The organism is Nocardia cerradoensis NBRC 101014 (assembly GCF_000308535.1).
Classification (GTDB): Bacteria; Actinomycetota; Actinomycetes; order Mycobacteriales; family Mycobacteriaceae; genus Nocardia; species Nocardia cerradoensis.
In genome coordinates this window covers 1-23,689 of record NZ_BAFW01000137.1, presented here as the reverse complement: position 1 = coordinate 23,689, position 23,689 = coordinate 1, and the positions used below count along the sequence as shown (strand labels likewise).

The 23,689-nt window shown below is 68.2% G+C and carries 24 protein-coding genes; 14 read left to right on the top strand and 10 right to left on the bottom strand.

The genetic code is table 11. The features are described from left to right. Positions 1-15 precede the first annotated feature (15 nt). Positions 16-960, top strand: a complete 945-nt coding sequence (locus ON23_RS14345; protein ID WP_039778725.1) for a daunorubicin resistance protein DrrA family ABC transporter ATP-binding protein — start codon at positions 16-18, stop codon at positions 958-960. After that, positions 957-1,724, top strand: a complete 768-nt coding sequence (locus ON23_RS14340) for an ABC transporter permease (protein WP_039778723.1) — start codon at positions 957-959, stop codon at positions 1,722-1,724. Before ON23_RS14345 ends, ON23_RS14340 begins: the two co-directional genes overlap by 4 nt. On the opposite strand, the gene ON23_RS35950 is transcribed toward ON23_RS14340, so the two are convergent. Continuing rightward, entirely contained in the window at positions 1,708-4,926 is a 3,219-nt protein-coding gene (locus ON23_RS35950) for an AfsR/SARP family transcriptional regulator (RefSeq protein ID WP_245555949.1), read from the bottom strand. The two genes, ON23_RS14340 and ON23_RS35950, sit on opposite strands and share 17 nt — an antisense overlap. Before the next feature lie 179 nt (positions 4,927-5,105). Here ON23_RS35950 and ON23_RS14325 point away from each other — a divergent pair, with 179 nt between their 5' ends. Further along, positions 5,106-5,843 carry a DUF4097 family beta strand repeat-containing protein gene (locus ON23_RS14325; protein WP_245555948.1) on the top strand — a complete coding sequence of 246 codons (738 nt, stop codon included), beginning with the start codon at positions 5,106-5,108 and terminating at the stop codon, positions 5,841-5,843. A gap of 31 nt (positions 5,844-5,874) precedes the next feature. Next, positions 5,875-7,101, top strand: coding sequence for a cytochrome P450 (locus ON23_RS14320; RefSeq protein ID WP_039778721.1), 1,227 nt, complete (start codon positions 5,875-5,877; stop codon positions 7,099-7,101). A 12-nt stretch (positions 7,102-7,113) separates the two neighbouring features. Here ON23_RS14320 and ON23_RS14315 read toward each other — a convergent pair whose 3' ends face one another. Further along, positions 7,114-8,337 (bottom strand): oxygenase MpaB family protein, encoded by a 1,224-nt coding sequence (locus ON23_RS14315; RefSeq protein ID WP_039778720.1) that lies wholly within the window; start codon positions 8,335-8,337, stop codon positions 7,114-7,116. Between the two features lie 162 nt (positions 8,338-8,499). Here ON23_RS14315 and ON23_RS14310 point away from each other — a divergent pair, with 162 nt between their 5' ends. The 4 genes from ON23_RS14310 (at position 8,500) to ON23_RS14295 (ending at position 11,593) form a co-directional block, all read left to right on the top strand. Continuing rightward, the gene (locus ON23_RS14310) at positions 8,500-8,865 is read left to right on the top strand and encodes a DoxX family protein (RefSeq protein WP_039778718.1); all 366 of its coding nucleotides are present in this window, start codon (positions 8,500-8,502) and stop codon (positions 8,863-8,865) included. A 137-nt stretch (positions 8,866-9,002) separates the two neighbouring features. Next, positions 9,003-9,683 (top strand): GAP family protein, encoded by a 681-nt coding sequence (locus tag ON23_RS14305; protein WP_039778717.1) that lies wholly within the window; start codon positions 9,003-9,005, stop codon positions 9,681-9,683. Between the two features lie 231 nt (positions 9,684-9,914). Continuing rightward, positions 9,915-10,613 carry an NAD(P)-dependent oxidoreductase gene (locus ON23_RS14300; protein ID WP_039778716.1) on the top strand — a complete coding sequence of 233 codons (699 nt, stop codon included), beginning with the start codon at positions 9,915-9,917 and terminating at the stop codon, positions 10,611-10,613. A gap of 140 nt (positions 10,614-10,753) precedes the next feature. Then, positions 10,754-11,593 (top strand): mycofactocin-coupled SDR family oxidoreductase, encoded by an 840-nt coding sequence (locus ON23_RS14295; protein ID WP_036504911.1) that lies wholly within the window; start codon positions 10,754-10,756, stop codon positions 11,591-11,593. Positions 11,594-11,617: 24 nt separating this feature from the next. Here ON23_RS14295 and ON23_RS14290 read toward each other — a convergent pair whose 3' ends face one another. Beyond that, positions 11,618-11,902, bottom strand: coding sequence for a hypothetical protein (locus ON23_RS14290; RefSeq protein ID WP_039778713.1), 285 nt, complete (start codon positions 11,900-11,902; stop codon positions 11,618-11,620). Between the two features lie 214 nt (positions 11,903-12,116). On the opposite strand from ON23_RS14290, the gene hpnE reads away from it, so the two are divergent. Further along, complete coding sequence (hpnE, locus tag ON23_RS14285; protein ID WP_039778712.1) at positions 12,117-13,475, top strand: hydroxysqualene dehydroxylase HpnE; 1,359 nt, start codon at positions 12,117-12,119, stop codon at positions 13,473-13,475. On the opposite strand, the gene ON23_RS14280 is transcribed toward hpnE, so the two are convergent. Then, on the bottom strand, positions 13,472-14,026 hold the full coding sequence (locus ON23_RS14280) for an HAD domain-containing protein (protein WP_051042691.1): 555 nt from the start codon (positions 14,024-14,026) through the stop codon (positions 13,472-13,474). The two genes, hpnE and ON23_RS14280, sit on opposite strands and share 4 nt — an antisense overlap. Before the next feature lie 342 nt (positions 14,027-14,368). Here ON23_RS14280 and ON23_RS14275 point away from each other — a divergent pair, with 342 nt between their 5' ends. Together ON23_RS14275 and ON23_RS14270 are read left to right on the top strand one after the other, a co-directional pair. Further along, positions 14,369-15,034, top strand: a complete 666-nt coding sequence (locus ON23_RS14275) for a GNAT family N-acetyltransferase (protein ID WP_039778710.1) — start codon at positions 14,369-14,371, stop codon at positions 15,032-15,034. A gap of 192 nt (positions 15,035-15,226) precedes the next feature. Beyond that, the gene (locus ON23_RS14270; protein WP_039778708.1) at positions 15,227-15,790 is read left to right on the top strand and encodes a hypothetical protein; all 564 of its coding nucleotides are present in this window, start codon (positions 15,227-15,229) and stop codon (positions 15,788-15,790) included. 2 nt (positions 15,791-15,792) lie between these two features. Here ON23_RS14270 and ON23_RS14265 read toward each other — a convergent pair whose 3' ends face one another. The 4 genes from ON23_RS14265 to ON23_RS14250 are packed head-to-tail and all read right to left on the bottom strand — an operon-like array spanning position 15,793 to position 19,364. Further along, positions 15,793-16,782: a glycine betaine ABC transporter substrate-binding protein gene (locus ON23_RS14265; RefSeq protein WP_039778707.1), complete on the bottom strand. Its 990-nt coding sequence runs from the start codon at positions 16,780-16,782 to the stop codon at positions 15,793-15,795. Then, a complete protein-coding gene (locus tag ON23_RS14260; RefSeq protein ID WP_039778706.1) occupies positions 16,779-17,534 on the bottom strand; it encodes an ABC transporter permease in 756 nt (251 codons plus the stop codon). The genes ON23_RS14265 and ON23_RS14260 overlap by 4 nt, the downstream gene beginning before the upstream one ends. After that, positions 17,531-18,721, bottom strand: coding sequence for an ABC transporter ATP-binding protein (locus tag ON23_RS14255; RefSeq protein ID WP_051042690.1), 1,191 nt, complete (start codon positions 18,719-18,721; stop codon positions 17,531-17,533). The genes ON23_RS14260 and ON23_RS14255 overlap by 4 nt, the downstream gene beginning before the upstream one ends. Next, positions 18,714-19,364: an ABC transporter permease gene (locus tag ON23_RS14250; protein WP_086006907.1), complete on the bottom strand. Its 651-nt coding sequence runs from the start codon at positions 19,362-19,364 to the stop codon at positions 18,714-18,716. The genes ON23_RS14255 and ON23_RS14250 overlap by 8 nt, the downstream gene beginning before the upstream one ends. Positions 19,365-19,530: 166 nt before the next feature. Between ON23_RS14250 and ON23_RS14245 the strand changes: the two genes are divergently transcribed. From ON23_RS14245 to ON23_RS14235, 3 genes are all read left to right on the top strand, one after another. Next, positions 19,531-20,151, top strand: a complete 621-nt coding sequence (locus ON23_RS14245) for a CHAP domain-containing protein (protein WP_083903946.1) — start codon at positions 19,531-19,533, stop codon at positions 20,149-20,151. Between the two features lie 177 nt (positions 20,152-20,328). Continuing rightward, entirely contained in the window at positions 20,329-21,459 is a 1,131-nt protein-coding gene (locus ON23_RS14240) for a hypothetical protein (RefSeq protein ID WP_039778744.1), read from the top strand. Between the two features lie 215 nt (positions 21,460-21,674). Then, complete coding sequence (locus ON23_RS14235; RefSeq protein ID WP_039778704.1) at positions 21,675-22,406, top strand: DUF1906 domain-containing protein; 732 nt, start codon at positions 21,675-21,677, stop codon at positions 22,404-22,406. Between the two features lie 48 nt (positions 22,407-22,454). On the opposite strand, the gene ON23_RS14230 is transcribed toward ON23_RS14235, so the two are convergent. Together ON23_RS14230 and ON23_RS14225 are read right to left on the bottom strand one after the other, a co-directional pair. Then, positions 22,455-22,769, bottom strand: a complete 315-nt coding sequence (locus ON23_RS14230) for a hypothetical protein (protein ID WP_036504900.1) — start codon at positions 22,767-22,769, stop codon at positions 22,455-22,457. 199 nt (positions 22,770-22,968) lie between these two features. Further along, positions 22,969-23,689 (bottom strand): Rv1157c family protein (locus ON23_RS14225; protein WP_245555946.1); only part of this gene is annotated, 721 nt, incomplete at its 5' end.

Below are 23,689 nucleotides of genomic sequence, written 5' to 3'. Positions count from 1 at the left end.
CGCACAGTTGTCCCCATGAACAGCACAGCAATTGCCGCCGCCGGGTTGCGGAAGGCATACGGGGACAAGACGATCCTCGACGGGATCGATCTGACCATCGAGGCCGGGACCATCTTCTCGCTGCTCGGTCCGAACGGGGCCGGGAAGACGACGACCGTGAACGTGTTGACCACGTTGGCGAAGGCCGACGGCGGCACGGCTCGCATCGCGGGACACGATCTCGCCACCGAGGGCAAGGCGGTGCGGGCGGCGATCGGGGTGACCGGCCAGTTCGCGGCGGTGGACGATCTGCTGACGGGCGAGGAGAACCTGCGCCTGATGGCGGGGCTGCATCGTCTGCGCGGGGATGCGGGCAAGCGGGTGGTGGCCGACCTGCTGGAGCGGTTCGATCTGGTGGAGTCCGCGGGTAAGCGGGCGGCGACCTACTCCGGCGGTATGCGCCGGAAGCTGGATCTGGCGATGACGCTGGTCACCAAACCGCAGATCGTCTTTCTGGACGAGCCGACCACCGGACTGGACCCGCGCAGCCGGCGCACCATGTGGGACATCGTGCGGGAGTTGACATCCGAGGGCGTGACGATCTTCCTCACCACCCAGTACCTCGAGGAAGCCGACCAGCTGGCCGACCGGATCGCGGTACTCGACCAGGGGCGCATCGTCGCCGAAGGCACACCCGACGACCTCAAGCGCCTGGTGCCCGGCAGCCACATCCAGCTTCGTTTCACCCAACCCGAGGAACTGGATGCCGCCGCGCGCAGCCTGCCCGGCGCCACCCGTGACGACAGCGCGCTGACCTTGCGCGTCCCCGGCAACGGCGGCACGAAATCGCTGCGCCACCTGCTGGATCGGCTCGCCGAGTCCTTGGTCGAGGCCGAGGAGGTCACCGTCCACACCCCCGATCTCGACGACGTTTTCCTTTCCCTGACCGGTCACGCGACCACGGAGGTTTCCCCGCGATGAGTACGATCACCATGCCCGCACCCCTGTCCGATGCGTCGAAGATGTTGGGCCGCAACTTCACCCACATCACCCGCAGTCCCGTCACCATCTTCAACGCGGCCCTGATGCCGGTCGTGATGATGCTGATCTTCGTCTACGTCTTCGGCAACGCCTTCGATGTCGGCGGCCACTACATCGACTACGCCACACCGGGTTTGATCCTGCTGGCCATCAGCTACGGCCTGTCCGGCACCGCGGTGTCGGTGAGCTCCGATATGGCGAAGGGCATCATCAACCGATTCAAGGTCATGGACGTCTCCCGCAGTGCCGTCCTGATCGGTCACGTGGCGGCGACCATGCTGACCAACCTGGTCGCCATCGCGGCCGTCATCGGTGTGGCCTTCGCACTGGGGTTCCGACCGCCCGCGAGCGCGACCGACTGGCTCGCCGCCATCGGCATCATGGTCGCGACCTCGTTCGCGGCATCCTGGCTCACCGTCGCACTCGGAATGGCCGCGAAGACACCGGAATCCGCCGGTATGAGCGTGGTGCCGCTCATCATGCTGCCCTTCGTGAGCAGTGCGATCGTGCCGGCCGACAAGATGGGCCAGGGTATCCGGCAGTTCGCGCAGTACCAGCCGTTCACGCCGATCATCGAATCGCTGCGCGGATTTCTCGAAGGCCATCCGTCCGGCGGTTATACGGCCGCCGCGCTGGCCTGGTGCGCCGGATTCGCCGTGGTCGGATTCCTCTGGTCGCGTGCCACGTTCAACAAGCGAGCGTAGCCGCCACCAATTCCTCCCACTCGGCCTCTGCCCCTTCCTTCGTCGCCTCGGTGAACCGCTGGTCACCGAGGCGACGTCGTGCTGTCTGCTCGATCCGCGCCACATCCGGCTGGGACCGGTCGACCAGGCCCCGGATCGCGGCACTGGCCGCCAGCAACCGGACCGCCTGTTCGTCCTGTTCGGCCCGCGACGCCAGATCCGCGATCCCCACCACAATCAGGGCGGTGAGAGGTGCGTAGCCGGCGCCGGTCGCGGCGCGGAACGCCGCGGCGTGCAGTGTGCGGGCGACATTCAGATCGGTTGTGAGACAACCCAGCTGGTGATTGCGCAAGGCGTCGACGTAGCTCTGGTCGGCGTCGCCGCCCTGTGCGGAAGTAGCGATCTCGATCTGCCGGCGGGCCTGTTCCGTATCGCCCTGCCACCGCGCCAGCTCCGCCTTCGTGAACGCGAATTCGGCCAGTGCGTTCGGCCAGGCGGACCGGTCGGCGTATCGCTGCGCCTCGGACATGGCGTCGGCGCTCGCCTCCGCATCACCCTGCAGCCAATACAGTTGAGCTTGACGCGCCCGGATCAGGAAAACGTCCTCGATGGCGCCGACCTCGGTGACGACCGCGATCGCCTCGTCCAGATACGCACAGGCCGTGGCGAATTCGCCGCGCATGGCGATCCTGTTGGCCAATTCGGTCAGCGCGAACGACATACCCCAGCGCTCGCCGAGCGCCCGGAACTCCGCCAGTGCCGTCTCGAGATGGTCGTCGGCTTCCCGGCCGGGGAAGCCGAGGGCGATGCGCGCCTTGCCCACCTGTAGCCGGGCCAGTGCGCGCACCCAGGGATCGTCGTGGGTGAGCAGTGGTTCGAATGCGGTCAGGAATTCGTCTCCGCCGCGCAACATGCGTTGCAGAGCGCCGATGAAAGCCAGTAGCGGATAGTCGGATTCGCTGTTTCGGCCCAGCTGGTAGGCCTTGTGCACCCATTCCGCCACCTGGTGCTCGTCGTTCGGCCCGGAACTCATGAAATGCACGATCAGGCCGTAGACCCTGGCCCGGAATTCGTCGTCCCCGGAACCGTCTGCGGTGCGGGAACTCTCGCTGCCGCCTTCGTGCCCGCCGATGCGTGCTGGGTTGTCGGCGGCACTGTCGAGGGCACTGCGTGGTGATGCTTCGCTGCCGCCTTCGTGCCCGCCGCTTCGTGCCGCGGCGGTGATCAGTTCCATACCTTCGGCTTTGTGCCCGCCGAGCCACCAGTACCAGCCCGCGGCCGCCGCGAGCCGCAACGCTCCCGCCGCATCGTCGTCGGCGAGCGCGCCGCGCAGGGCGACCGCGATGTTGTCGTGTTCGGCCTCGAGTTTCGCGAGCCACTCCAACTGCTCGGCGCGGCGCAGATGCGGCTCCGCGGTCTCGGCGAGGGTCGTGAAGTACGAAAGGTGTTGCCGTCGTACCTGTTCCGTTTCGCCCGCCTCGACCAGGCGATCGTAGGCGTACCGCCTGATCGTCTCGAGCATCCGGTAGCGGGGTTCGGTGTCCGGCGAGGTGAGCAGCAGCGACTTCTCGGTCAGCGCCGTCAGCAGTTCGAGCACCTCCCATTGCTCGACGTCTCCCGGCGCGTCGGATGCGCCCGCGCAGATCCGCTCGGCCGCCTCCAGGCTCGCTCCGCCGGCGAAGACGGCCAGCCTGCGCAGCACCGTCCGCTCCGCATCGGTCAGCAGTTCCCAGCTCCAATCCACCACCGCGCGCAGCGTCCGATGCTGCGCGATGGCGGTCCGGCTGCCACCGGTGAGCAGCCGGAACCGATCGTCGAGGCGGTCGGCGAGCTGGTCGAGGGACATGGTGCGCAACCGTGCCGCCGCCAGTTCGATGGCCAGCGGTATGCCGTCGAGCGCGCGACAGATCCGCGCGATGGTCGACAGAGTGGCGGGGTCGGTCGTCTCCAGATCGGTGCGGACCGCGCCGGCCCGGTCGCGCAACAATTGCACGGCGGGGGAGGATTCGATCTCGGCCGGGGTCGCGTCCGCGGCAGGCAACGCCAGCGGCGCCACTTGCCACAGCGCCTCGCCGGTGATGCCGAGCGGTTCCCGGCTCGTGGCCAGGATTCGCAGGCCCCGGCATTCGCCGAGCACCCGGTGGGCGAAGGCCGCCGCGGAGTCGATCACGTGCTCGCAGTTGTCCAGGATCAGCAGCGTCTCGCGGTCGCGGATAGCCGCCACGAGCCGGTCCACCGGTTCCGCGTCCGGTGCGCCGCCGAGCAGCGCGTCCCGCAGCCCGAAGGCGGCGAGGGCCGATTGCGCGACGTCACCGTCGGCGCCGACGGCCGCCAGTTCCACCAGCCACGCACCGTCCGGCAGATCGTCGAGCAGGGTGCGTGCGGTTTCCAGCGCCAGCCTGGTCTTCCCGGAACCGCCCGGCCCGGTCAGGGTGGTGAGCCGATGGTTCGCCAGGAGTTCGCGCACTGCGGCGATATCGGTGTATTTGCCGACGTACCTGGTCAATTCGGCCCGCAGGTTGGTCTTGCGCTCGTTGTCGCGGGGTCCCGCTTCGCCGCGCAGCAGGGCCACGTGCAGGTCGGACAGTTCCGGCGAGGGATCCACGCCCAGGGTGTCGGCGAGGGCTTCGCGGGCCCGCTGGTAGACGAGCAGTGCCTCGGCGCCGCGGCCCGCCGCCGCCAGGGCCCGCATCAAGGCGGCGATCAGTCGTTCCCGGACCGGATGCCGGGCGACCAGCTCGGTGAGTTCGGCGACCAGTTCCGCGCCGCGGCCGAGGCGGATCTCCGCGTCGTACAGATCCTCCAGCGCGGCCAGATGCAACCCCTCCAAGCGGGTGACCACCGCCGCGACCGCCTCGCTGTCGCGCACATCGATGTCCTGCATCGGCGCCCCGCGCCACAGCCCCAGCGCCTCGCGCAGCAGATGCGTCTGCCGGACGACGTCGCCGCCACGAGCCTGATCGAGGAGCCGTTCGAACCGCAACGCGTCGACCGCGCCCGGATCCACCGCCAGCCGGTAGCCGCCCGCCTGCCCGTCGAGCGATCCGTCCGGCAGCACTCGCCGCAGCCGGGAAACCAACGCCTGCAACGCATTCGCCGCGTCCGCGGGTGGTTGCTCACCCCAGATCCAGTCGACCAGGGTCGTTCTGGGGACCGCGCGGCCCGGTTCCAGCGCGAGGGCGATCAACAGCGCCCGCAACCGGGCGCCCGGTACCTCGATCACTTCACCGTCATCTGCTCGGATGTCGAGCGTTCCAAGCATCCCGATTCGCACCCGCCACATTCTGCCGTGGCGGACCGACCGGTGTGAGATCACCCATCCCACCAGCGGAAACACCATGTCAGCGGAGATGTCAGCCCGGCGTCAGCCCGATATCAGCCGCCGCGGCGACAGTAGTTCTCGTGAACAGCACAGCGATCCGCACCGCGGACCGGTTCACCGGCCGGATCCCCCGATCCCGCCGCCCGATTCCCAGCAGAACCCAGGAGAACGCCATGCCTGCTTTCCAGACCCCGGAACCCATCGCCGTCGCCGTCGAGGTGCTGTCCGGCACCGTCACCGTCACCGCCTCCGATCGCACCGACACCGTCGTCGCGGTCCGCCCCGCCGACGCGGCCAAGAAGGGCGATGTGCGCGCCGCCGAGCAGACGCGGGTCGAGTTCGTCGACGGCACCCTGACCGTGACGACGCCGAAGGACTGGCGGACCTACAGCCCCTTCGGCGGCAATCCGACGATCGAGGTGGCCATCGAGGTGCCGGCCGGCTCCCGTTTCCAGGGCACCGCCGGTGTGGGCCGAATCCTCGGCGCCGGCGAACTCGGCGAATGCGTTCTGGAGGTGTCGGCCGGTGACATCGTCGTCGAACGCCCGCTCGGTTCGGTGACCGCGAAGACCGCCCAGGGCAATATCCGGATCGCGGAGGCCACGCGCGGTGTGCTCCGGCTGGAGACCTCGACGGGCGAGCTCGAGGTCGGCATCCGCCCGGGCAGTGCGGCGCGGCTGGAGACCAGCGTCGCGCGCGGCGCCGTGCACAACCAGCTGGGACCGGTCGACGGTGCCCAGGACGACGAGCACACCGTGCGGGTATACGCGCGCAACGCGTTCGGCAACGTCATCATCCGGCACGCGTCCGCCGCCTGACTCCCGTCGTCTCTTTCGAGAGGAAAACGCCATGACCCGAACGGTTTCCGTCCCGCACGGCCTGCCCATGGAACGCAATGCGGGGCCCTTCGATCCGCCCCGCGAAATCACCCGGCTGCGCGATGCCCGCCCGGTCAGTCCGATGATCTTTCCCGACGGCCACGAGGGCTGGCTCGTCACCGGCTACGACGAGGTGCGCAGCCTGCTGGCCGACTCCCGGTTCAGCTCGCGTCAGGACATCGGCGTTCTGCATGTGCCCTACGAGATTCCGGGCATGCCCGTGGCCACCGAGCCGTCGCCGCAGATCCCCGGCGTCTTCATCGCGATGGACGCGCCGGACCACACCCGGTTGCGGCGCAAGCTCGTCGGCGCCTTCACCGTCAGACGGATGAAGCAGCTCGAGGACCACATCGTGGACGTCGTGGAGGCGCGACTGGACGCGATGGCGCGGCTGACCCCGCCGGTCGACCTGGTCGCGGAGTTCGCCCTGCCGGTGCCCTCGCTGGTGATCTGCGAACTGCTCGGCGTTCCCTACGAGGATCGCGACACCTTCCAGGTCAACTCGGCGAAATTCCTCGTCAAGGACCAGGCGCTCGAGGAGAAGATGGCGGCCTACGGCGCGCTGACGTCCTATCTGGCCGAACTGGTCGTCCGCAAGCGAGCCGAACCGGGTGAGGACATCCTGTCCGACCTGGCCCGCCACGACGACCTCACCGTCGAGGAACTGACCGGCATCGCCTTCCTGCTCCTGCTGGCGGGGCACGAGACCACCGCGAACATGCTGGGGCTCGGCACCTTCGCGCTGCTCGAACATCCGCAACAGGCGGACGAACTGCGTGCCGATCCGGCTCTGATTCCCGATGCGGTGGAAGAACTCATGCGCTACCTCTCGGTCGCCGACATCTTCTACCGCTACGCCACCGAGGACATCGAACTCGGCGGCGAAACGATCGGCAAGGGTTCGACCGTCGTCGTCTCGCTGCTGGCCGCCAACCGCGACCCGCGCCGCTTCGACGACCCCGACACCCTCGATGTGCGTCGCACGGCCCGCGGCCACCTGTCCTTCGGTCACGGCATGCACCTGTGCCTCGGTCAGCAACTCGCGCGGCTCGAGATGCGCGCCGGATTCGCCGGCCTGCTACGCCGCTTCCCGACCCTGGCCCTGGCCGTCCCGGCCGACGAGGTGGCGTTGCGGACCGATATGAATATCTATGGGGTGCACGAACTTCCGGTGACGTGGACGGATGTGGCGGAGTAGTCGGGGAGCGGTTCAGGCGGCCGGGGTGATGTGCTCGGCCGACCCGCCGATCACCGCGGCGTCGGGGCCGGCGAGGGTGCGGATGAACGACAGTTGCGCGGCCCGGCCTTCGGCTACGACGCGCTCGAACTGTCCGGGAATCAGCCGGGCCCGCGCAGACCGCGCGAGGTTGACCGGTATGCGCAGCACGGGATACCAGGGCAGGGTCCGGCTGGGCAATCCGAGTCGTTTCATCGCGGACGGGCCCAGATACATCATCGCGATCGACAGATGCTGGGATCGGGCGATCCGCCGCCGCAGCCCCTGCAGATGGTCGTAGTGCCAGCCGAGCGGTTCGTCGCGCATCGGGATCGCGAGTTGGCGGGAGGTGTCGTCGGGGTTCGTAATGGCGGTCATCGTGTGGTAGAGAATGCGGACGCTGTCGCGAAAGTCGGTGGGCAGGAAGCGTTCCTCGACACCCATCACCCAGCCGACGTAGCGGGCGAGATGGGCCATGGCGTCCGCGTCGCGGGGCGTGATCACGACTCCCATGCCGATGGCGCCGATCATCGGAGCGATCAGCGCGCCGACCAGTGTGGCGGCCATATCGGTCTGATTGATCGGCAGCCCCCACTCCTGCGCCCGCCAGTCCGGCATCGCGGCAACGTGCCGGCGCACCAGCGAGTGGATCGACCGGACGTGCACGGTCGAGCGAAAACCCCTGCCCCGCAGCGCCATTCCGCCGGGCGCGGTGACATCCATCGCCCACTGCGTCGTCTCGGCGAATCGTTTGGCCGGGCCTTTCTCCAGGGCGCCGGTGCGCAGCAGGGTCTTGTTGAAACCGGAGGCCAGGTATCCGCCGAGGAACGACATGTCGCGGGCGACGTAGATCCCGTCGCGGCCGCCGAGGCAGGAGACGCGCTCGGCATGGCGGATCTTTCGCCGATCGACCCACTCGGGCACCGCTTCGACGTATTCGAAGAAGTCGCGCAGCGGCTCCGGGGCTTCCGGTACCGCGGCGATGCCCTCCCGCAGGGCGCGTTCGAACAGCGGCCGGGTGGTGGCCATCCCCTCGCGATACATCCACTCGACGAGCTCGTCCATCGGCCGGTCGCCGACGGTCAGAGCCTCGCCCAGCTCGCGAAATTCCTCCGGGCCCGGTGTGCCGAGTCCGAGCATCCGGGCGAGGGTGCCGAGGCCGGGGCCCGGAACGGGGCGCGGTGAGTTCGGGTGCCGGAGCGGAACGGTCGGCGTCACGGTGTCCTCCTCATCGAAGATCTGGCAAGATCCTCTACCAGAAATTCCTTTTTGGCAAGGTCTCCTACCAGAAGGGATTGCGCACACCGATGTTCCTTTTGTGCGCCTTCCGATTCCGACGGATGATGCTGCTGCTGACTGTTCGTAACTTTGGAGGCTGCGGTGGAAATCGCGTACTGGATCGTCGGGTCGCTGCTGGCGGTGTTCTACCTCTACTCGGGCGGAATCAAGATTCTGCGGTCGAAGGATCAGCTCCGTCCGATGATGGGGTGGATCGATACCGTGCCACTGGGGCTGGTGCGGGGCATCGGTGTGAGCGAGGTGCTCGGCGCTGCCGGGCTGATCCTGCCGCCGCTGACCGGCATCGCCGTGGTTCTCGCGCTCCTGGCCGCCGTCGGATTGGCGCTCGTGCAGGTCGGTGCGCTCGCGCTGCATCTGCGCCGCGGCGAGGTGAAGCTGATCGGCCTGAATGTCGTCCTGCTGGTACTCGCCGTCGTCGCCGCGTGGTTGTCCACCGTATGGTTGTGAGCAATTCGAGCTGAGCGCCCCGATTATGGCTTATAGTCCCAGCTAGATTGCCATAAATGGTCGGAGGTCCGAAGCTGTGACCGCGTGACAGCGAGTCCTTGGCAAATATTCGCTCGGGTCGGCGGAAGGAACTGCGGATGGGCACCGTGATCGGCAGGACCCTGCCACTGGCCGCCGCGATCGCGGTGAGTCCGCTGCCGCTGATCGTCGCGGTGCTGATGCTGGTGTCGGGGCAGGCACGAGCGAAGAGCAGTGGATATCTGCTCGGGCGGATCTGCGGATTCGCGGTGCTCGTCGCCGCGGTGGCGCTGCTGATCGGCGCGTCCGCCGCCGAGCGTCTGCATCCCCATCACGCCTCGACCGCGACCTCGATCATCCGGCTGTGCGGCGGGATCGGGCTGCTCGGGGTCGCGGTGTGGTTCGGGTACCAGCGCACGCGCGGCGAGGAGAAGCCGAGAAAACTGTGGGACCGGGTCGACCGCGTGACCCCGGTGGGGGCCTTCGGACTCGGCCTGGCGTTCGTGATCGTCGACATCAGCACGCTCGTGCCCGCCGTCATGGGCGGGCTCGATATCGCGGAGGCACGGCTTTCGGCGCCGAGAGCGCTGGGCGCCGGTGCGATCTTCCTCGCGATCGCGCTGGCCTCGTGCATCGCGCCGGTCGCCGCCTACCTGGTCGCGGGCGATCGGCTCGACCAGCCCCTGGCCGCCACCAAGACCTGGTTGGTCGCCAACGATCGCACCGTGATGATGGTGCTGCTGTTCCTCGTGGGAACGATGCTCATCGGCCGGACGATCGAAGCCCTGACCTCCGGATAGCTTGCGGTCCAGTCCCGTCCCGCATCCGCCGCGGACGTGCCGAGCAGCCCGGGGCAGCCGGCGAGCAGTGCGAGAAGGCTCGGGTCGCTGAGGAGCGCCGGTGATGTAGATCACCCGCGCGGGTTGTTACGCGACGGGCTCGGCGGGCGTCTTGTGTGCGTCCACGCCATGAGGGTTCGGCGGCGGCGTCTCGTCGCCGGCCGTCCGTGTCCTCTGTCCGAAGGAGAGACCATGCGTATCACCATCTTCGGGGCCAACGGTCCCACCGGTCGCCGGCTCACCGCCCAGGCCCTGGCCGCCGGGCATCAGGTCGCGGCGGTGACGCGGCAGCCGGGCGAATTCCCGCTGCGCCATGATCGGCTCGAGGTGATCGGCGCCGATGTCCTCGATCCGGGGGCGGTCGACACCGCGGTGAAAGGGCGGGACGCGGTGCTGTCCGCGCTCGGGGTGCCGCCGAGCAAGGAACCGATCACCACCTATTCCGACGGTGTGTCGAACATCGTCACGGCGATGCGGCGCCACGGGGTGGGCCGGATCGTGGTGGTGAGTTCGGCCGGGGTCGATCCGCGCCCCTACAGTGAGGGCGGCTTCCTCTTCAACCGGCTGCTGGTGCCGTACGTGACGCGGGTGGCGGGCAAGACGCTGTACGACGACATGCGGCGGATGGAAGCGCTCCTGCGCGACAGTGATCGCGACTGGACCGTCGTGCGCCCGAGTGGACTCTACGACCGCCCCGACGTCACCGATTACACGATGGTCGAGGGGCACGCCGACGGGATATTCACCGCCCGGAGCGATCTGGCCGCGAGCATGCTCGCCGCCGTCACCGAGGGCCGCTTCGTCCGCGCCGCGGCCGGGGTGATCACCACCGATTCCGGCAACCCCACCCTGCTGCGCTGGATCCGGCAGCAGGCGAGCGCCGGCCACTGAACCGCACCGGAACCGGGTATGGAAATTTCATTCTCGATGTTGGAGAATCCCATTAGCAAGTGAGCGATCGCTCGGCGCGGGTGGTCGGCAATCCGACATCGGGCATCGGTGTGCCCGAGTGGCAATGAACGAGGTGCGTTATGGCTGGGCGGGTAGAGGGCAAGGTCGCCTTCATCACTGGTGCGGCACGCGGCCAGGGGCGAAGTCATGCGGTGCGGCTCGCGGAAGAGGGCGCCGACATCATCGCCGTCGACGTCTGCAAACCGGTGAGCGGCACCGATCTGATTCCGTCCTCGACGCCGGCCGATCTGGCGGAGACGGTGGAGCTGGTCAAGGGTCTCGGGCGCCGCATCGTCACCGCCGAGGTCGACGTCCGCGATTTCGACGCGTTGAAGGCCGCCGTGGACAACGGGGTCGAGCAGCTGGGCCGGCTCGACATCATCGTGGCGAACGCGGGAATCGGCAACGGGGGTGCGACCCTGGCCGAAACCAGTGAGCAGGACTGGAACACGATGATCGGCATCAACCTGGAAGGGGTCTGGAAGACGGTGAAAGCCGGTGTGCCGCACCTGATTTCCGGTGGCAACGGTGGCTCGATCATCCTGACCAGTTCGGTCGGCGGACTCAAGGCCTATCCGAACACCGGGCACTACGTCGCCGCCAAGCACGGTGTGGTCGGCCTGATGCGGACCTTCGCGGTCGAACTGGGCGCGAATTCGATCCGGGTCAATTCCGTCCACCCGACCAACGTCAACACCCCGATGTTCATGAACGAGGGCACGATGAAGATGTTCCGCCCGGATCTGGAGAATCCGGGCGTCGAGGATTTCGAGCCGGTGGCGAAGTTCATGCATGTGCTGCCAGTCGGCTGGGTCGAGCCGGTGGATATCAGCAACGCCGTGCTGTTCCTCGCCTCGGACGAATCGCGCTACATCACCGGCCTGCCGGTGACCGTCGACGCGGGCAGCATGCTCAAGTAGGCATCCGATCCGCCGTGAACTCCGCTAGGCCCCGCCGAAACCCCGGTAGGGACTCAGCGGGATCACGGTGAATTCGGAGACTCCGGCCGCGGCCATGGGCAGTTGCGCGACGATGGCGTTCGCCTGTTCGGCATCGGCTGCCTCGATGGTGAAGCAGGCGCCGGCGATATCGCCGCGCAGCCAGATCTGACGGACGACGCCGTCCAGGTAGAGCTTGCGCACATGGTCGGTTTCGGCCGGGAGGACCTTCTCGAAGTCCGCGTCGGTGAACGTCTCGGTGCGGCGACGGGAGAGAACCATGAATTGCATTGCGACTCCGGATCTTGTCGAGTTGAGGCGACCATTCTCCCGCGCCGATGGTCGGCGGAGCCCCCACCAGGGGTGAGAGAATGCGACGCCTTTTCGCTCACCGTTGACCCTGGATGGCGATCTGCCTACAGTGATCGGAACCGGCTCGCTGCGGCTCGCGCCTCGAATCGAAGCCGTCCGGTGACGAAACCCGCTGTCGCGCACGGAGGTCCGGATGAACGACGCTCGTCGGTTCGTGGTGATCGGTGGTGGTCTGGCCGGACTGGCCTCGGCCGTCTGGCTGGCCGAGGCCGGGAAGCGGGTGACACTGCTGGAACGCCGGCCCCGGCTCGGTGGCCGCACCCAGGCGATGACGGTCGCCGAGGTCGGCGATACTCCCGACAACGGCCAGCACGTGATCGCCAGCGGATACCATCACCTCTTCCGGTACCTCGCGAGCGTCGGCACCGAGAAACACCTGGAATTCCCCGCCGGAGGCACGCTGCGCTGGCCGGGCGGACGCGCGACGGCGTTGCACACCAGAGGTATCCGGGCGTTCGGCACACTGCTGGGCGCACATCCGGATGCCGGGCTGGGTGAGCGACTGGCCGCGGCGCGGGCGACGATGCGGCTGGGGCTGCAATGTCTGTTCCAGCCCGCGGATCTGGCCGACATCACCACCGAGCAGTGGTTCGAGCGTGTCGGTATGCCCGCGAAAGCCCGTGAGGCGCTGTGGGATTGGCTCGCACTGGGTATCGCCGCCGAGCCGGTGCAGCGCGAGTGCGCGAAGGTTTTCGCCGATGTGCTGGCCACCGGCATCCGGCTGGGTGTGCGGGATCGGCGCGCGGTCACCATCGGCTATCCGACCGTCGACCTCGATACGCTCTACATCACGGGTGCGGAGGAGGTGTTCCGCCGCCACGGCGTCGAGGTCCGCTGTCGCGCGGTGGCGGACCGGATCCGGATCGAGGACGGGGCGGTGACCGGTGTCGATCTGGTGGACGGCGGCACGGTCCCGGCCGATGCCGTGATCTGCGCGGTACCCAATTCCCGCATCCACGGCCTGCTCGACGATCTGCCCGAACACGCCGAGATCTACGCCGCCGCAGAAAAATTGGGCGCCACCCCGATCGTCAGCACCAATCTGTATCTGGACCGCCCGCTCGGCACCCGCAGTGCGATGGAGGCGATCATCGGCGGGACCGGGGTGATCGACGAGGTGTTCGACCGGCAGCGGATGCACGGCCGCGAACCGGACGGCACCTGGCTGTACTGCCTGACCACCAGCGGCGCCTACGAGCAGATCCACAAGAGCAGCGACGACATCCTCGACGAGCAGATGGCGCTGCTGCGCCGCTACTACCCCGACGCGGCCGATGCGCGGGTGGTGCACGGTCATGTGGTCAAGATGCCGAAGGCGACCTTCTCCCAGGCCCTGGGCACCGACGGGCTGCGGCCGGACCAGCGCACCTCGGTGCCGACACTGATGCTGGCGGGGGACTGGACCCGCACCGACTGGTCGGCCACGATGGAAAGCGCTGTTCAGAGCGCCTCGAAGGCGGTGGCCGCGCTGCTGCGACTGCCGCCGCTCTAGCGAGCTCGCGGCCCGCGAAGCGGCTCCAGGAACGCCCTGGCGACCTCGAGGTGGTCGGAGGTCAAACCGGTATGGCGGTCGACCGGGACGAGCAGGGTGGGTGCGACGGTGGCGGTGCGGCGTTCGGCCCAGCCCTGGTCGGCGGGCTGGAATTCGTCGTCGAACCAGCACAGCGGCCGGCGCCCGGCCCATCGGTCGATGGTCGGAAGCTTTCCGTGGTGGCCCTCGCGGTGCCGAATCCCGGTGTCCTCGAAGATGATCACCTCGAGCGGCGGCAGTCCGAGGACGGGACCGAGGACCGTATTCGCCTCGTACTCCCACGCGGTCGCCCACACCAGTTCGGCATCGGTGACGGCGGCCAGATCCAGCAGCCGCGAACCGACGGCGGCGTCGAGCAGCACTCGCTGGTCGATGGGCGGGATCGCGGGAATGATGCTGTGCTGCAACACATAAGGCCGATAGCCGCGCGGGGGCGGGTGCGTGGGCCGGGGGTAGGGATTGAGGGGGCCGTCGACGTCGAGCAGGATCGCCGCCCGTGATGTTTCGGTCATGACGCCCCCCGTTCGCTCTTACCAGGCTACGACGGCACCTCCGGAGGAGTCTTCCACTCCGGCAACGGTTTCGTGTCGACCCGATAACCGGGGCGAACGCACCGAAAACAGCCCGGCAACCGCCCTGACGGGCCGTCTGCGACGCGCCGAGCGACACGCGAGCAATCCCGGTAAATTTACGGCGCACCTGCATCGACGACGGCACACGTTCGGTTATCGTTCATCTCACTGTCCGATGCTGCTGCCGGCGCGCCAGGACTGGTCGTCGATCCGGAGCGTTGTAGGCCGGTGTGACGATCGTTGGGCGTTTTACCGGAGTCCGTCCCGAAAGATCGAGGGAACGTGCCTGCACCCGTCATCCTGACCGGCCGCCTCGTGCGGCTGGAACCTTTGGCACCGCACCATGTTCCGGGGCTCGCCGAGGCGGGCGCCGCGGATCGCGATGCGTTCGCGTTCACCCCCGTACCGCACGGCCCGGCCGAGGCCGCGGACTATGTCGCCCAGGCCGCGTCGGCGCACGCGGTCGGCTCGGCACTGGCCTTCGCGGTCGTCGCCACGGCCGACAACCGGGTACTGGGCTCGACGCGCTTCTGCCGTTTCGACTATTGGCAGGGGCCGATGGTGTGGCCGATCGTGCACGGCATGCCGACCGGAGATCCGCTGCTCGCGGTGCCCGACGCCGCCGAGATCGGCAATACCTGGCTCTGTCCGCGAGCGCGCGGCGCCGGTATCAATCTGGAGTCGAAACTGTTGCTGCTCGAGCACGCCTTCGACGTGTGGCGGGTCCGCCGGATCGCGCTGCGCGTCGACGTGCGAAACGTCCGCTCGCGCACGGCGATCGAGCGCCTGGGCGCGACCAGCGACGGCGTGCGCCGGGCACATTCGCGCGGCTTGGACGGCACCGTGCGCAGCACCGCGTTCTATTCCATCCTGGACGAGGAGTGGCCGGCGGTGCGCCGGCGCATCGATACGGAGCTGGGCGGAGTCCCGCGGCTGCTGAACGCCTGATCGCACGCCCGAAGCAACCGGATAGCGAATTCCGGATGTCGCGTCGTGTCCCCGGCTCCTATAATTCATGGCACAACGGTCGGACGTCGAGGAGATCGGTCCGAATCGGGTAACTCGGCGGCCGGCGCAACTTCGGACCTCGTACCAGCGCGTTCGCGGGAGGGTCGATCGCCCTCCCTTCCAGGAGACCGCATGTCCGACCCGATCACCCCGCCCCAGTCCACGCCCGCCGCGCCGCGTTCGCCCGATCGGTCACACACGCGGATATGTCTGACCGACGCCGCCCACACCGGACCGATGGTGAGTCTGTTCCTGGTGCCCGAGCCGCGGGTCCGGGGCGCGTCCATGCTGCATCTGCTCGAACAGGTGCCGGTTCGTGATGCGCCGGCGCCGGATCCCGAGCTGACCGCCGCACTGGAAGCACCGACCCTGTCGGGCGCGGCAATTCGATTGCTGCCCTGCGTCTCTCGGGACGCTGATGCGTCGGAGCTGCGTCACATCTTCCACGATCACTACATCGCCGACGGGCCGATGGGACTCGACGTCTGTGATCCGGAGGAGATGGCGCGGCTGGCCGTGCTGCCCGAACGTGCGATCGGCCCGCGCCGCATCGACGACTTCGCCGACTACTCGGTGCGGCAGGCGATGCTGGCCGTATTCCGCTACTTCGGTGTGGACCAACGGATTCCGCTGATGTATCACGGTTATGCCGATCCGGGCGGTCGCTGGCTGGCGGTGCGGACGGCGCTCGCCTGATCTCAGCCCGCGGTCACGAACCCCTGCCGGATCAGCCACTCGCGCGCGACGCTGGCCGGTTCGGCGCCGTCGACGTCGACCTTCCGGTTCAACTCGGTGATCGTCTCGTTGGTGAGCAGTGCGGAGATCGGCGCCATGACCTGCGCCACCTGCGGATGCGCGTCGGCGAAGGATTTCCGCATCACCAGTGCCGCATTGTATTTGGGGAAGAAGTTCAGATCGTCGGTCAGCTGCACCAGATTCAGCGCCTTGGTGCGGCCGTCGGTCGCGGTGACATCACCGAATTGGCAGGTGCCGTTCGCGGTGGCCGAATACACCAGCGAATCCTGCATGATCTGCTTGTGTACCTTGCCGAGGTCTACCCCGTATTTACGGGCCAGACCCGGAAATCCGTCCTGGCGGACGCTGAATTCGGTACCGAGGCAGGTGGGACCCGTACTCGGGTCGGTATTCACCAGACGGGCATAGTCGGAGATCGTCGTGGCGCCGGTGCGGGCGGCGCTGCCCGCATCGGTGACCATCGTGTAGGTGTTGTTCATCGGGGCCGGATCGGCCCAGACCATGCCGTGTTGTGCGAGATCCGCATCGCGCACCGCCTCGAATTGCCGCGTGGAGTCCGGAATCGGTGTCTCGTTACCCAGATAGTTGATCCATCCGGTTCCGGTGTAGTCGTAGGCGACATCGACCTGTCCGTGCAATTGCGCATCGCGCAGGCTGTTCGATCCGGTGATATTGGTGAGATCACGGACCTGCGCCCCGGCGGCGGTGAGCGCGAATTCGATGAGGTAGCCGAGGATGTTCTGTTCGGTGAAATCCTTGGAGCCCACGGTGATCTGCACACCGTCGAGGGCGGGAATCGGCGCGATACTGCCCGGCCCGACCGGCAGCGGAACGGCGCCGCCGGCCTCGAGACCGCAGGCGGCGACGACAGCGACCAGCAGCGTCGCCGCCGCGGTGGCCGCACGTCGCGCTGCCTTGCCCGGCCGCTTCATCGCAGCCCCCGCGGTCCGAGAAACTGCTCGGCGAGCGCACCCAGCCAGTCGACGAGCAGTGCGAGTGCCACCGCGAGAATCGCTCCCACCCAAAGGGTTACGTTGTCGCGCAGCTTGTAGCCGGTGTCGATCAGAATCCCCAGACCACCGGCACTGACCAGGAAAGACAGCGTGGCCGTGCCGACCGCCAGCACCAGCGAGGTGCGCAGCCCGGCCAGGATGTATGGCACCGCGAGCGGGAATTCGATGCGGCGCAGCACCGTCGTCGCCGACATGCCCTGACCACGCCCGGCATCGACGAGAGCCGGATCGACCTGCTGATAACCCAGAATCGTATTGCGCAGCACGGGAAGTAACGCATAGAACGCGATCGGCGCGACCCCCACCCAGAAGCCGGTCTTCTCGGTCCACAGATAGGTGAGCACGATCAGGCCGATCGCCGGTGCCGCCGCACCGATATTGGCGACGCCGACGAACAGCGGAGCGAGACGCCGGTAGCGCGGCCGAGTCAGCAAGGTGCCCAACGGAACCGAGACCGCGACGACGATCAGCACCACGGTCGCGGTGATCACCACGTGCTGGCGGACCACGGTGCTGATGGTGGTGGGATTGATACTGGCCTGCTGGGTCGCGGTGAGGGTGCGGTCGAAGGCCCACACCAGGACGCCGGCCGCCAGGGCCACGGCCAGCACCGGCTGGATGAACAACCGGATCCGGTCGGCGCGCCGCTCGTGTCGGCCGGCGGGACTCATGGCCGGTCACCCGAATCCGCTGTGGCCGAACGATGTTCCGCGCGCGTGCGGGACAGGTGCGCGACGAGGGTGTCGATCGCGACCAGCCCGGCGTATTCCCCCCGCGCCCCGGTCACGACGGCGTTGGCGGTACTTTCGGCGAGCAGCGTCTCGAGCGCCGCCTGCAACGTCGAATCCGCGGTCACCGTGCCGGTCACCGGGATACCGGCGTCGTGTAACGATTGTGCCTGCGCCAGTTGATGTTCGGATACCCAGCGCAGCGGGCGGCGATCGGAGTCGAGGATCAGACCCCACTTCCACTCCTGCGTGGCCAGCGCCGCACGCAGCGTGTCGACCGGATCGTCCTGCGCGGCCGTGGCGCAGCCGCCCAGTTCCACATCGGCGATCCGGACCAGTGTCAGCTGTTTGAGGGCGGCGTCGGCGCCGACGAAACCGGCCACCGTCTCGTCGGCGGGACCGGCGAGGATCGCGGCCGGAGTGTCGTACTGGAGGACGCGGGAACTGTTGCCGAGCACCGCGATTCGGTCTCCGAGCTTGACGGCCTCGTTGAAATCGTGGGTGACGAACACGATCGTCTTGTGCAGTTCGGTCTGTAGCCGCAGTAGTTCGTCCTGCAGCAGCCCGCGGGTGATGGGGTCCACCGCGCCGAACGGCTCGTCCATCAGCAGCACCGGCGGATCGGCCGCCAGCGCACGGGCGACACCGACTCGCTGCTGCTGGCCGCCGGAGAGCCGGCGCGGATAGCGGCCGCGGAAGGTCTCGGGGTCGAGGCCCACGAGATTCAGCATCTCGTCGACGCGGGCGCGCACCCGGGCGCGATCCCAGCCGAGCAGCCCCGGCACCGTGGCGATGTTGCGCGCCACCGTCATATGCGGGAACAGACCCGCCTGCTGAATCGAATAACCGATCTGGCGCCGCAGCCGGTCCGGATTCACCGCGGTCACGTCACGTCCGGCGATGGTGATGGTGCCGGAGGTCGGTTCGATCAGGCGGTTGATCATCCGCATCGTGGTCGTCTTACCGCAGCCCGAGGGGCCGACGAACACCACGATCTCACCGGCCGGAATGGTCAGCGAAATCCGGTCCACGGCCGGATCGCGCTGGCCCGGATAGTGTTTGGACACCGCGTCGAGCACGATCTCCGCGGGTTCGTGGTCGGTGCGGTCGGCGGTCGCGGTATCAGTCACGGATTCCCCTCGAGGTGGTGAGCCGGCCGACGCCCACGAGGACGGCATCCAGCAGCAAGGCCAGCACGATGATCAGCACCGTGCCGGACAGGGCCTGCGGGACGGCGGTCGGACTGCCCAGCCGGGCCAGGCCGGTGAAGATCAGATTGCCCAGCCCCGGACCCTTCGCATAGGCCGCCATCGCCAGAATCCCCATACTCATCTGGGTACTGATCCGCATTCCGGCCAGAATCGACGGCCAGGCCAGCGGCATTTCGATCCGGGCCAGGATGCGGACGCGGTTCATGCCGACCCCGCGCGCGGCATCCGAGACCGCCGGATCCACCGATGCCAGCCCGATGATGGTGTTGCGCAGAATCGGCAGCAGCGCGTACAGCACCAGCGCGGTGACCGTCGGCCGCACGCCCAGGCCCAGCACGGGGATGAGCAGTCCCAGCAGCGCGAACGACGGCACGGTGAGGATGATGCTCGCCGCCGCGGTGGCCGCCGCCGAACCCCATGGGCTGCGATACACGACGATGCCCAGGCACACCGCCACCGCGGTCGCGATCAGCACCGACTGCACGACGGCCGAGACGTGCAGATAGGAATCGGTGAGCAGTTGTCTGCGATGGTCCACCAGAAAGGTCCACAGAGTATCCAGGGCGATGTCCTCCCAGAGCTCGGCGGCGTTCGAGCAGTCTATCGATCCCGCGGCGCGGGCGCAGGCAACGAGCGGAACCGCCATGTGTGCGTCGGCGGTGACCGTGGCGGAACCATGGCGGTCCCTGGCACGTCCTACATCTCAGGAGGCCGATTTCCGGTCGGGGATGGAGGAATTCGTGAGCGCCACGCAGACTCTGGGGTTCGGGCGCACGCGCTGGACCGTGCTGTCGGCGCTGGTGGTGATCGGTGTGCTGGCAGTCGGTGTCGTGGTGGCTCTGCCCTGGTGGCACGATCGCACGGCCGCCATCGCCGGGCAGCGGCTGGACGATTTCCCGGATGTCGATCTCTCCGCGCTGGATTCGAACCGGAGTCGGATCGTCACGGTGCTGCGCACGGAATACGCGCATCCCGGCGACGGACCCAAATACGCACAGGGCGTGGATGAGCCATGGTGTGCCGATTTCGTGAGCTGGACCATGCGTCAGGCCGGGCAGCCGCTGTCCAATCCGAATTCCGGATCGTGGCGGATTCCCGGTGTGGCGACCCTGCAGGAGTATTTCGAAGCGAACGGCCGATTTTCGGCGGTGGGTTCCGGATATTCGCCGCGCCCGGGCGATGTCGTGATCTATGCCCCCGGCAGCCCGTTCGGGCAGCACACGAATATCGTGCTGGCCGCCGGTGAGCACAGCCTGACCACGATCGGCGGTAACGAGCGTGGCTCGGTGCGCATTCACCGTTACGACCCGGCCGGGATTGCCGGTATCGTCGGATTCGGCCATATGTGAAACGTTTTCGTCCAGTGGCGGGCGATCTCGTCGGTGGGGGTGGTGCCGCGCCACCGGACCCTACGATGTACCTGGTGGCGCCCGGCAGCGCCGCCGTTGCGGTGCCAGTCCCGCCGGCCCCTCATCGGTAGGACGGGGATCTGTGTGTGTAGGTGATCGGTGGAGGAGTGGGAGCAGATGGCAGAGCCGGGCGCGCACGACGAGGCCGAATGGATGGACTACTCCGAATTCGGCGAACGTTTCGTCGTCCACGCGGTCAACCGGGACCGGATCGAGGCCGCGGTGTCCGGGATGGCCGGACGGGGGATGAGTATCGGGCCGTTCTCGATCGGCCCGGCGGGACTGGCCGGCCTGGTGGCGGAGGGCAAGGTCGGCAAGCCGGTGATCGCCCGCAGCGAACCGCACGTCACCTTCGAGGTCCGGGTGCCGGTGTCGATGCATCTCACGGTCACCCTCGGCGGGCAGCAGTTCCGGATCGAAGCCACGGTCGAGATCGACCTCACCCTGCACGCGCGGACCGCCGATCCGCTGCTGATCGTCATCGACATTCCGCGGGTGCGGTCGCGCGATGTGAGTTTCGCCGTCCGGGCGGAGGCCGTCGGCGCCGCCGTCGACGTCCTGCTCGACCCGATCGCGACGCTGGTCCAGCGTGAGGTCGCGAGCCGGCTCAACGCCATGCTCGCCGATCCGGCGGCCCGGCGCGGACGGGTGTTCGATATCGAGGCGATCATGAACGGCACCCGCTCGGAGCATGTGCTGCGCACGGACTTCGAATGGATCGAGTACGCGGAGTTCGGGCGCCGTTTCTTCCCGCTGATCGTCACCCCGGACCGGGTACGCGACGTGGTGGAAGGTCTGGCCGGCCGCGCGGTCGAGGTAGGGCCGCTGCGCACCGGGCCCCGTGACGCGGCGACGGTCGAGGTGCAGGGGGCCGTGCGGATGCCGCGGCTGGCCCGGCGCGAGGGCGACCATCCGGTGTCGTTCGATCTGACCATTCCGGTCGGGCTGGACATCACCGTCGACGTGCTGAAGGCGAATCGCTATCGCGCGGAGGTGGAGGTCGGGTTGCTGCTGGTGGCGCGGGCCGCCGAACCGCTGCTCATCGTGATCGATGTGACGCCGCCACGCAGCGCCGATGTCGCCGTCGAACTGCAGGCCGAAGGATGGCGCGCGAAAGTGCTGGGCTCGGTCGGCAAGATCCGTCGCCAGATCGCCGCGCAGGTCGCGCAGGTCATTCGCGCGGAACTGGCCGACCCCCGGGGCCGAACCATCGACGTCGCGGGCCGCATCGACGCGGCCACCTCCTGACGCCTGTTACTCGTGGGGTTGATGTGACCGGATTGGCCTAGCGGTTCATATGTGCATGTGGTGGAATGAATCCACGTCCGAGGCTTCCGGCGCGTGGATGACAGCACTGTTGTCGTCGGGGAAGGCGCGCCGGACACGCTTGCATTTCGACCGGTCCGCGGGGTGACCGGCATCAGGTGAGATCTCTATATCGCTGCAGCGCGAAGGAGTTTTCGATGCGTTCCGTTCCGATGACCCGCCGCACCCTCTTCGGATATGCCGGTGCCGCCGCGACCGCCGCCGGTCTGGCCGCGCTCACACCCGCTGTTCTCGCGCCGCCCGCCGCCGCCGACAACGTCCTCGGCACCCTGCTCGACTATGCCGGTGGCGTGCCCGACGCGGCGGCCATCCGCGCCGCCGGGCATGCCGGTGCGATTCGCTATGTCTCCGACCGGCGCCCGGGCGCGGAGTGGATGACCGGAAAGCCATTGCGCGCGAGCGAGGTCGACGCGCTGCACGCGGCCGGACTCACCGTGGTGTCGTGCTACCAATTCGGCAAGGGCGCCACCGCGGATTGGAAGGGCGGGCTCGAGGCCGGCAAGCGCCACGCCGACCGCGGACTGCAGCTGCACCGCGATGCGGGCGGGCCGGACGGGGTGCCGATCTACGCCTCCATCGACGACAATCCGACGCCGGTCGATTTCGCGACCCTCATCGCGCCCTACCTCGCGGGCTGGGAATCGGTGCTCGGCAACGAGAATGTCGGCGTCTACGCCAACGCGCCGACCATCGAACTGGCCAAGGTCGCCGGCTTGGGTTCCTGGTACTGGCAACACAATTGGGGCACGCCGAAGGGTTTCGTGCATCCGGCGGCCAACCTGCACCAGATCGAAATCGACGATCGCACCGTCGACGGCGTGGGGGTGGATGTGAACAACATTCTCACCGCGCAGTACGGGCAGTGGTGAAGCAGTACGGGCAGTGGTGAATCCGTGCCGCGGTGAGTCCGCGGTTACCTAGGTTTGGCAGTGGCAGGTGGGGTCGGCGACTAGATCGGGTTCGTCCGCGACGACCGTCAGCGTCGGCCGCGCCTCGGGTGCGTCGCGCACGCCCATCCACGACAGCAGCGACCATCGCGACAGGCCCGAGAACGCCGAGCCGAGGCTGAAGAACGAGCCGACCGAGCCGACCGACAGCACCGATCCGACGCTGCCGATCGAGAGGACGGAATAGGCCGAGCCGATCGAGAGGATCGACCGTTCGGACCGGAACGACAGGATCGAGCGATGCGATCGAGTGGACAACACCGATCGGTAGGACCGTCGCGACATCACCGAATGCCCGGCTTTACCGCGCCGGACGCGGGGCGCCGCGCCGGTGTCCGAGGTGGTGGGTGCAGACCGTTCGAGCTGATCGACAGTCGACATACCTAGCGGTCTACCACAGTCCGGGACATCCCATGGCGCATTGACAGCAAACGGCCCGGAGTGTCGTCTCAGCGACATCTCCGGGCCGTCGGGGCCTGAAAAATCAGTGCTGCGGGCGCACCGCGGCGGGCTGCTGCACGACGTGCGCTGCGGGCACGGTGCCGGCCGGGTTCACCGGAGCCGCGGCCTGGGCGGGGCCCGCGGCGACCGTGAACAGACCCAGGGTGGGCAGGAACGAGCAGGTGATCGGCGCCTGATCGGCCGCCGGCTGGGTGGTCAGGGAACCCGCGACCACGGAGATCACGCGACCCGGGCCGGTGTCCACGATGGCCGACAGGGTGGCCGGACCGTCCGGGTTGATATGCGCCTCGTCGGTCAGCGCCACGGTGCCGCCGCGGTGGTTGTCCAGGTTGTACCACTGGACGGTCATCGGCGGATTCTGCTGCGGCGTCAGGCCTTTGGTGCCCAGCGCGGTGAAGACGAAGCCGGCCTGACCGGCAGCCGGTCCGGGCGGGGGCAGTTCGGCCGGACCCGGAACCGCGAGCGCGGTGCCGACCGAGTCGGAACCGGGGCCGATGCAGTTCTTACCGATGGTCGGGTACAGGAACTGCGCGATGGCCGGACCGTTCTTCGGAATGTCCGGGCCGCCGCCACCGCTGCCGTCGAGGAAAGCGACGATGGCCTGCAGCGTCTGCTTGACCTGCGGCGGCAGACCGGCCCGATCGAGCAGCTGGATCGCCTGATCGAGGATGGTCTGAGCGCCCGGCGAGGCGATGTTGCCCGCCTGGGCGGCGGCGCCGACGATGGCCGGCGCCAGCGACGCG

Excerpts from the sequence above, each read along its gene's own strand:
- ON23_RS14235 (WP_039778704.1), top strand. The coding sequence starts at position 21,675 with ATGCGTTCCGTTCCGATGACCCGCCGCACCCTCTTCGGATATGCCGGT.
- ON23_RS14345 (WP_039778725.1), top strand. The coding sequence starts at position 16 with ATGAACAGCACAGCAATTGCCGCCGCCGGGTTGCGGAAGGCATACGGG.
- ON23_RS14305 (WP_039778717.1), top strand. The coding sequence starts at position 9,003 with ATGGGCACCGTGATCGGCAGGACCCTGCCACTGGCCGCCGCGATCGCG.
- ON23_RS14240 (WP_039778744.1), top strand. The coding sequence starts at position 20,329 with ATGGCAGAGCCGGGCGCGCACGACGAGGCCGAATGGATGGACTACTCC.
- hpnE (WP_039778712.1), top strand. The coding sequence starts at position 12,117 with ATGAACGACGCTCGTCGGTTCGTGGTGATCGGTGGTGGTCTGGCCGGA.
- ON23_RS14340 (WP_039778723.1), top strand. The coding sequence starts at position 957 with ATGAGTACGATCACCATGCCCGCACCCCTGTCCGATGCGTCGAAGATG.
- ON23_RS14290 (WP_039778713.1), bottom strand. The coding sequence starts at position 11,902 with ATGCAATTCATGGTTCTCTCCCGTCGCCGCACCGAGACGTTCACCGAC.
- ON23_RS14265 (WP_039778707.1), bottom strand. The coding sequence starts at position 16,782 with ATGAAGCGGCCGGGCAAGGCAGCGCGACGTGCGGCCACCGCGGCGGCG.
- ON23_RS14300 (WP_039778716.1), top strand. The coding sequence starts at position 9,915 with ATGCGTATCACCATCTTCGGGGCCAACGGTCCCACCGGTCGCCGGCTC.
- ON23_RS14230 (WP_036504900.1), bottom strand. The coding sequence starts at position 22,769 with ATGTCGCGACGGTCCTACCGATCGGTGTTGTCCACTCGATCGCATCGC.
- ON23_RS14245 (WP_083903946.1), top strand. The coding sequence starts at position 19,531 with ATGGAGGAATTCGTGAGCGCCACGCAGACTCTGGGGTTCGGGCGCACG.
- ON23_RS14270 (WP_039778708.1), top strand. The coding sequence starts at position 15,227 with ATGTCCGACCCGATCACCCCGCCCCAGTCCACGCCCGCCGCGCCGCGT.
- ON23_RS14320 (WP_039778721.1), top strand. The coding sequence starts at position 5,875 with ATGACCCGAACGGTTTCCGTCCCGCACGGCCTGCCCATGGAACGCAAT.
- ON23_RS14295 (WP_036504911.1), top strand. The coding sequence starts at position 10,754 with ATGGCTGGGCGGGTAGAGGGCAAGGTCGCCTTCATCACTGGTGCGGCA.
- ON23_RS14260 (WP_039778706.1), bottom strand. The coding sequence starts at position 17,534 with ATGAGTCCCGCCGGCCGACACGAGCGGCGCGCCGACCGGATCCGGTTG.
- ON23_RS14280 (WP_051042691.1), bottom strand. The coding sequence starts at position 14,026 with ATGACCGAAACATCACGGGCGGCGATCCTGCTCGACGTCGACGGCCCC.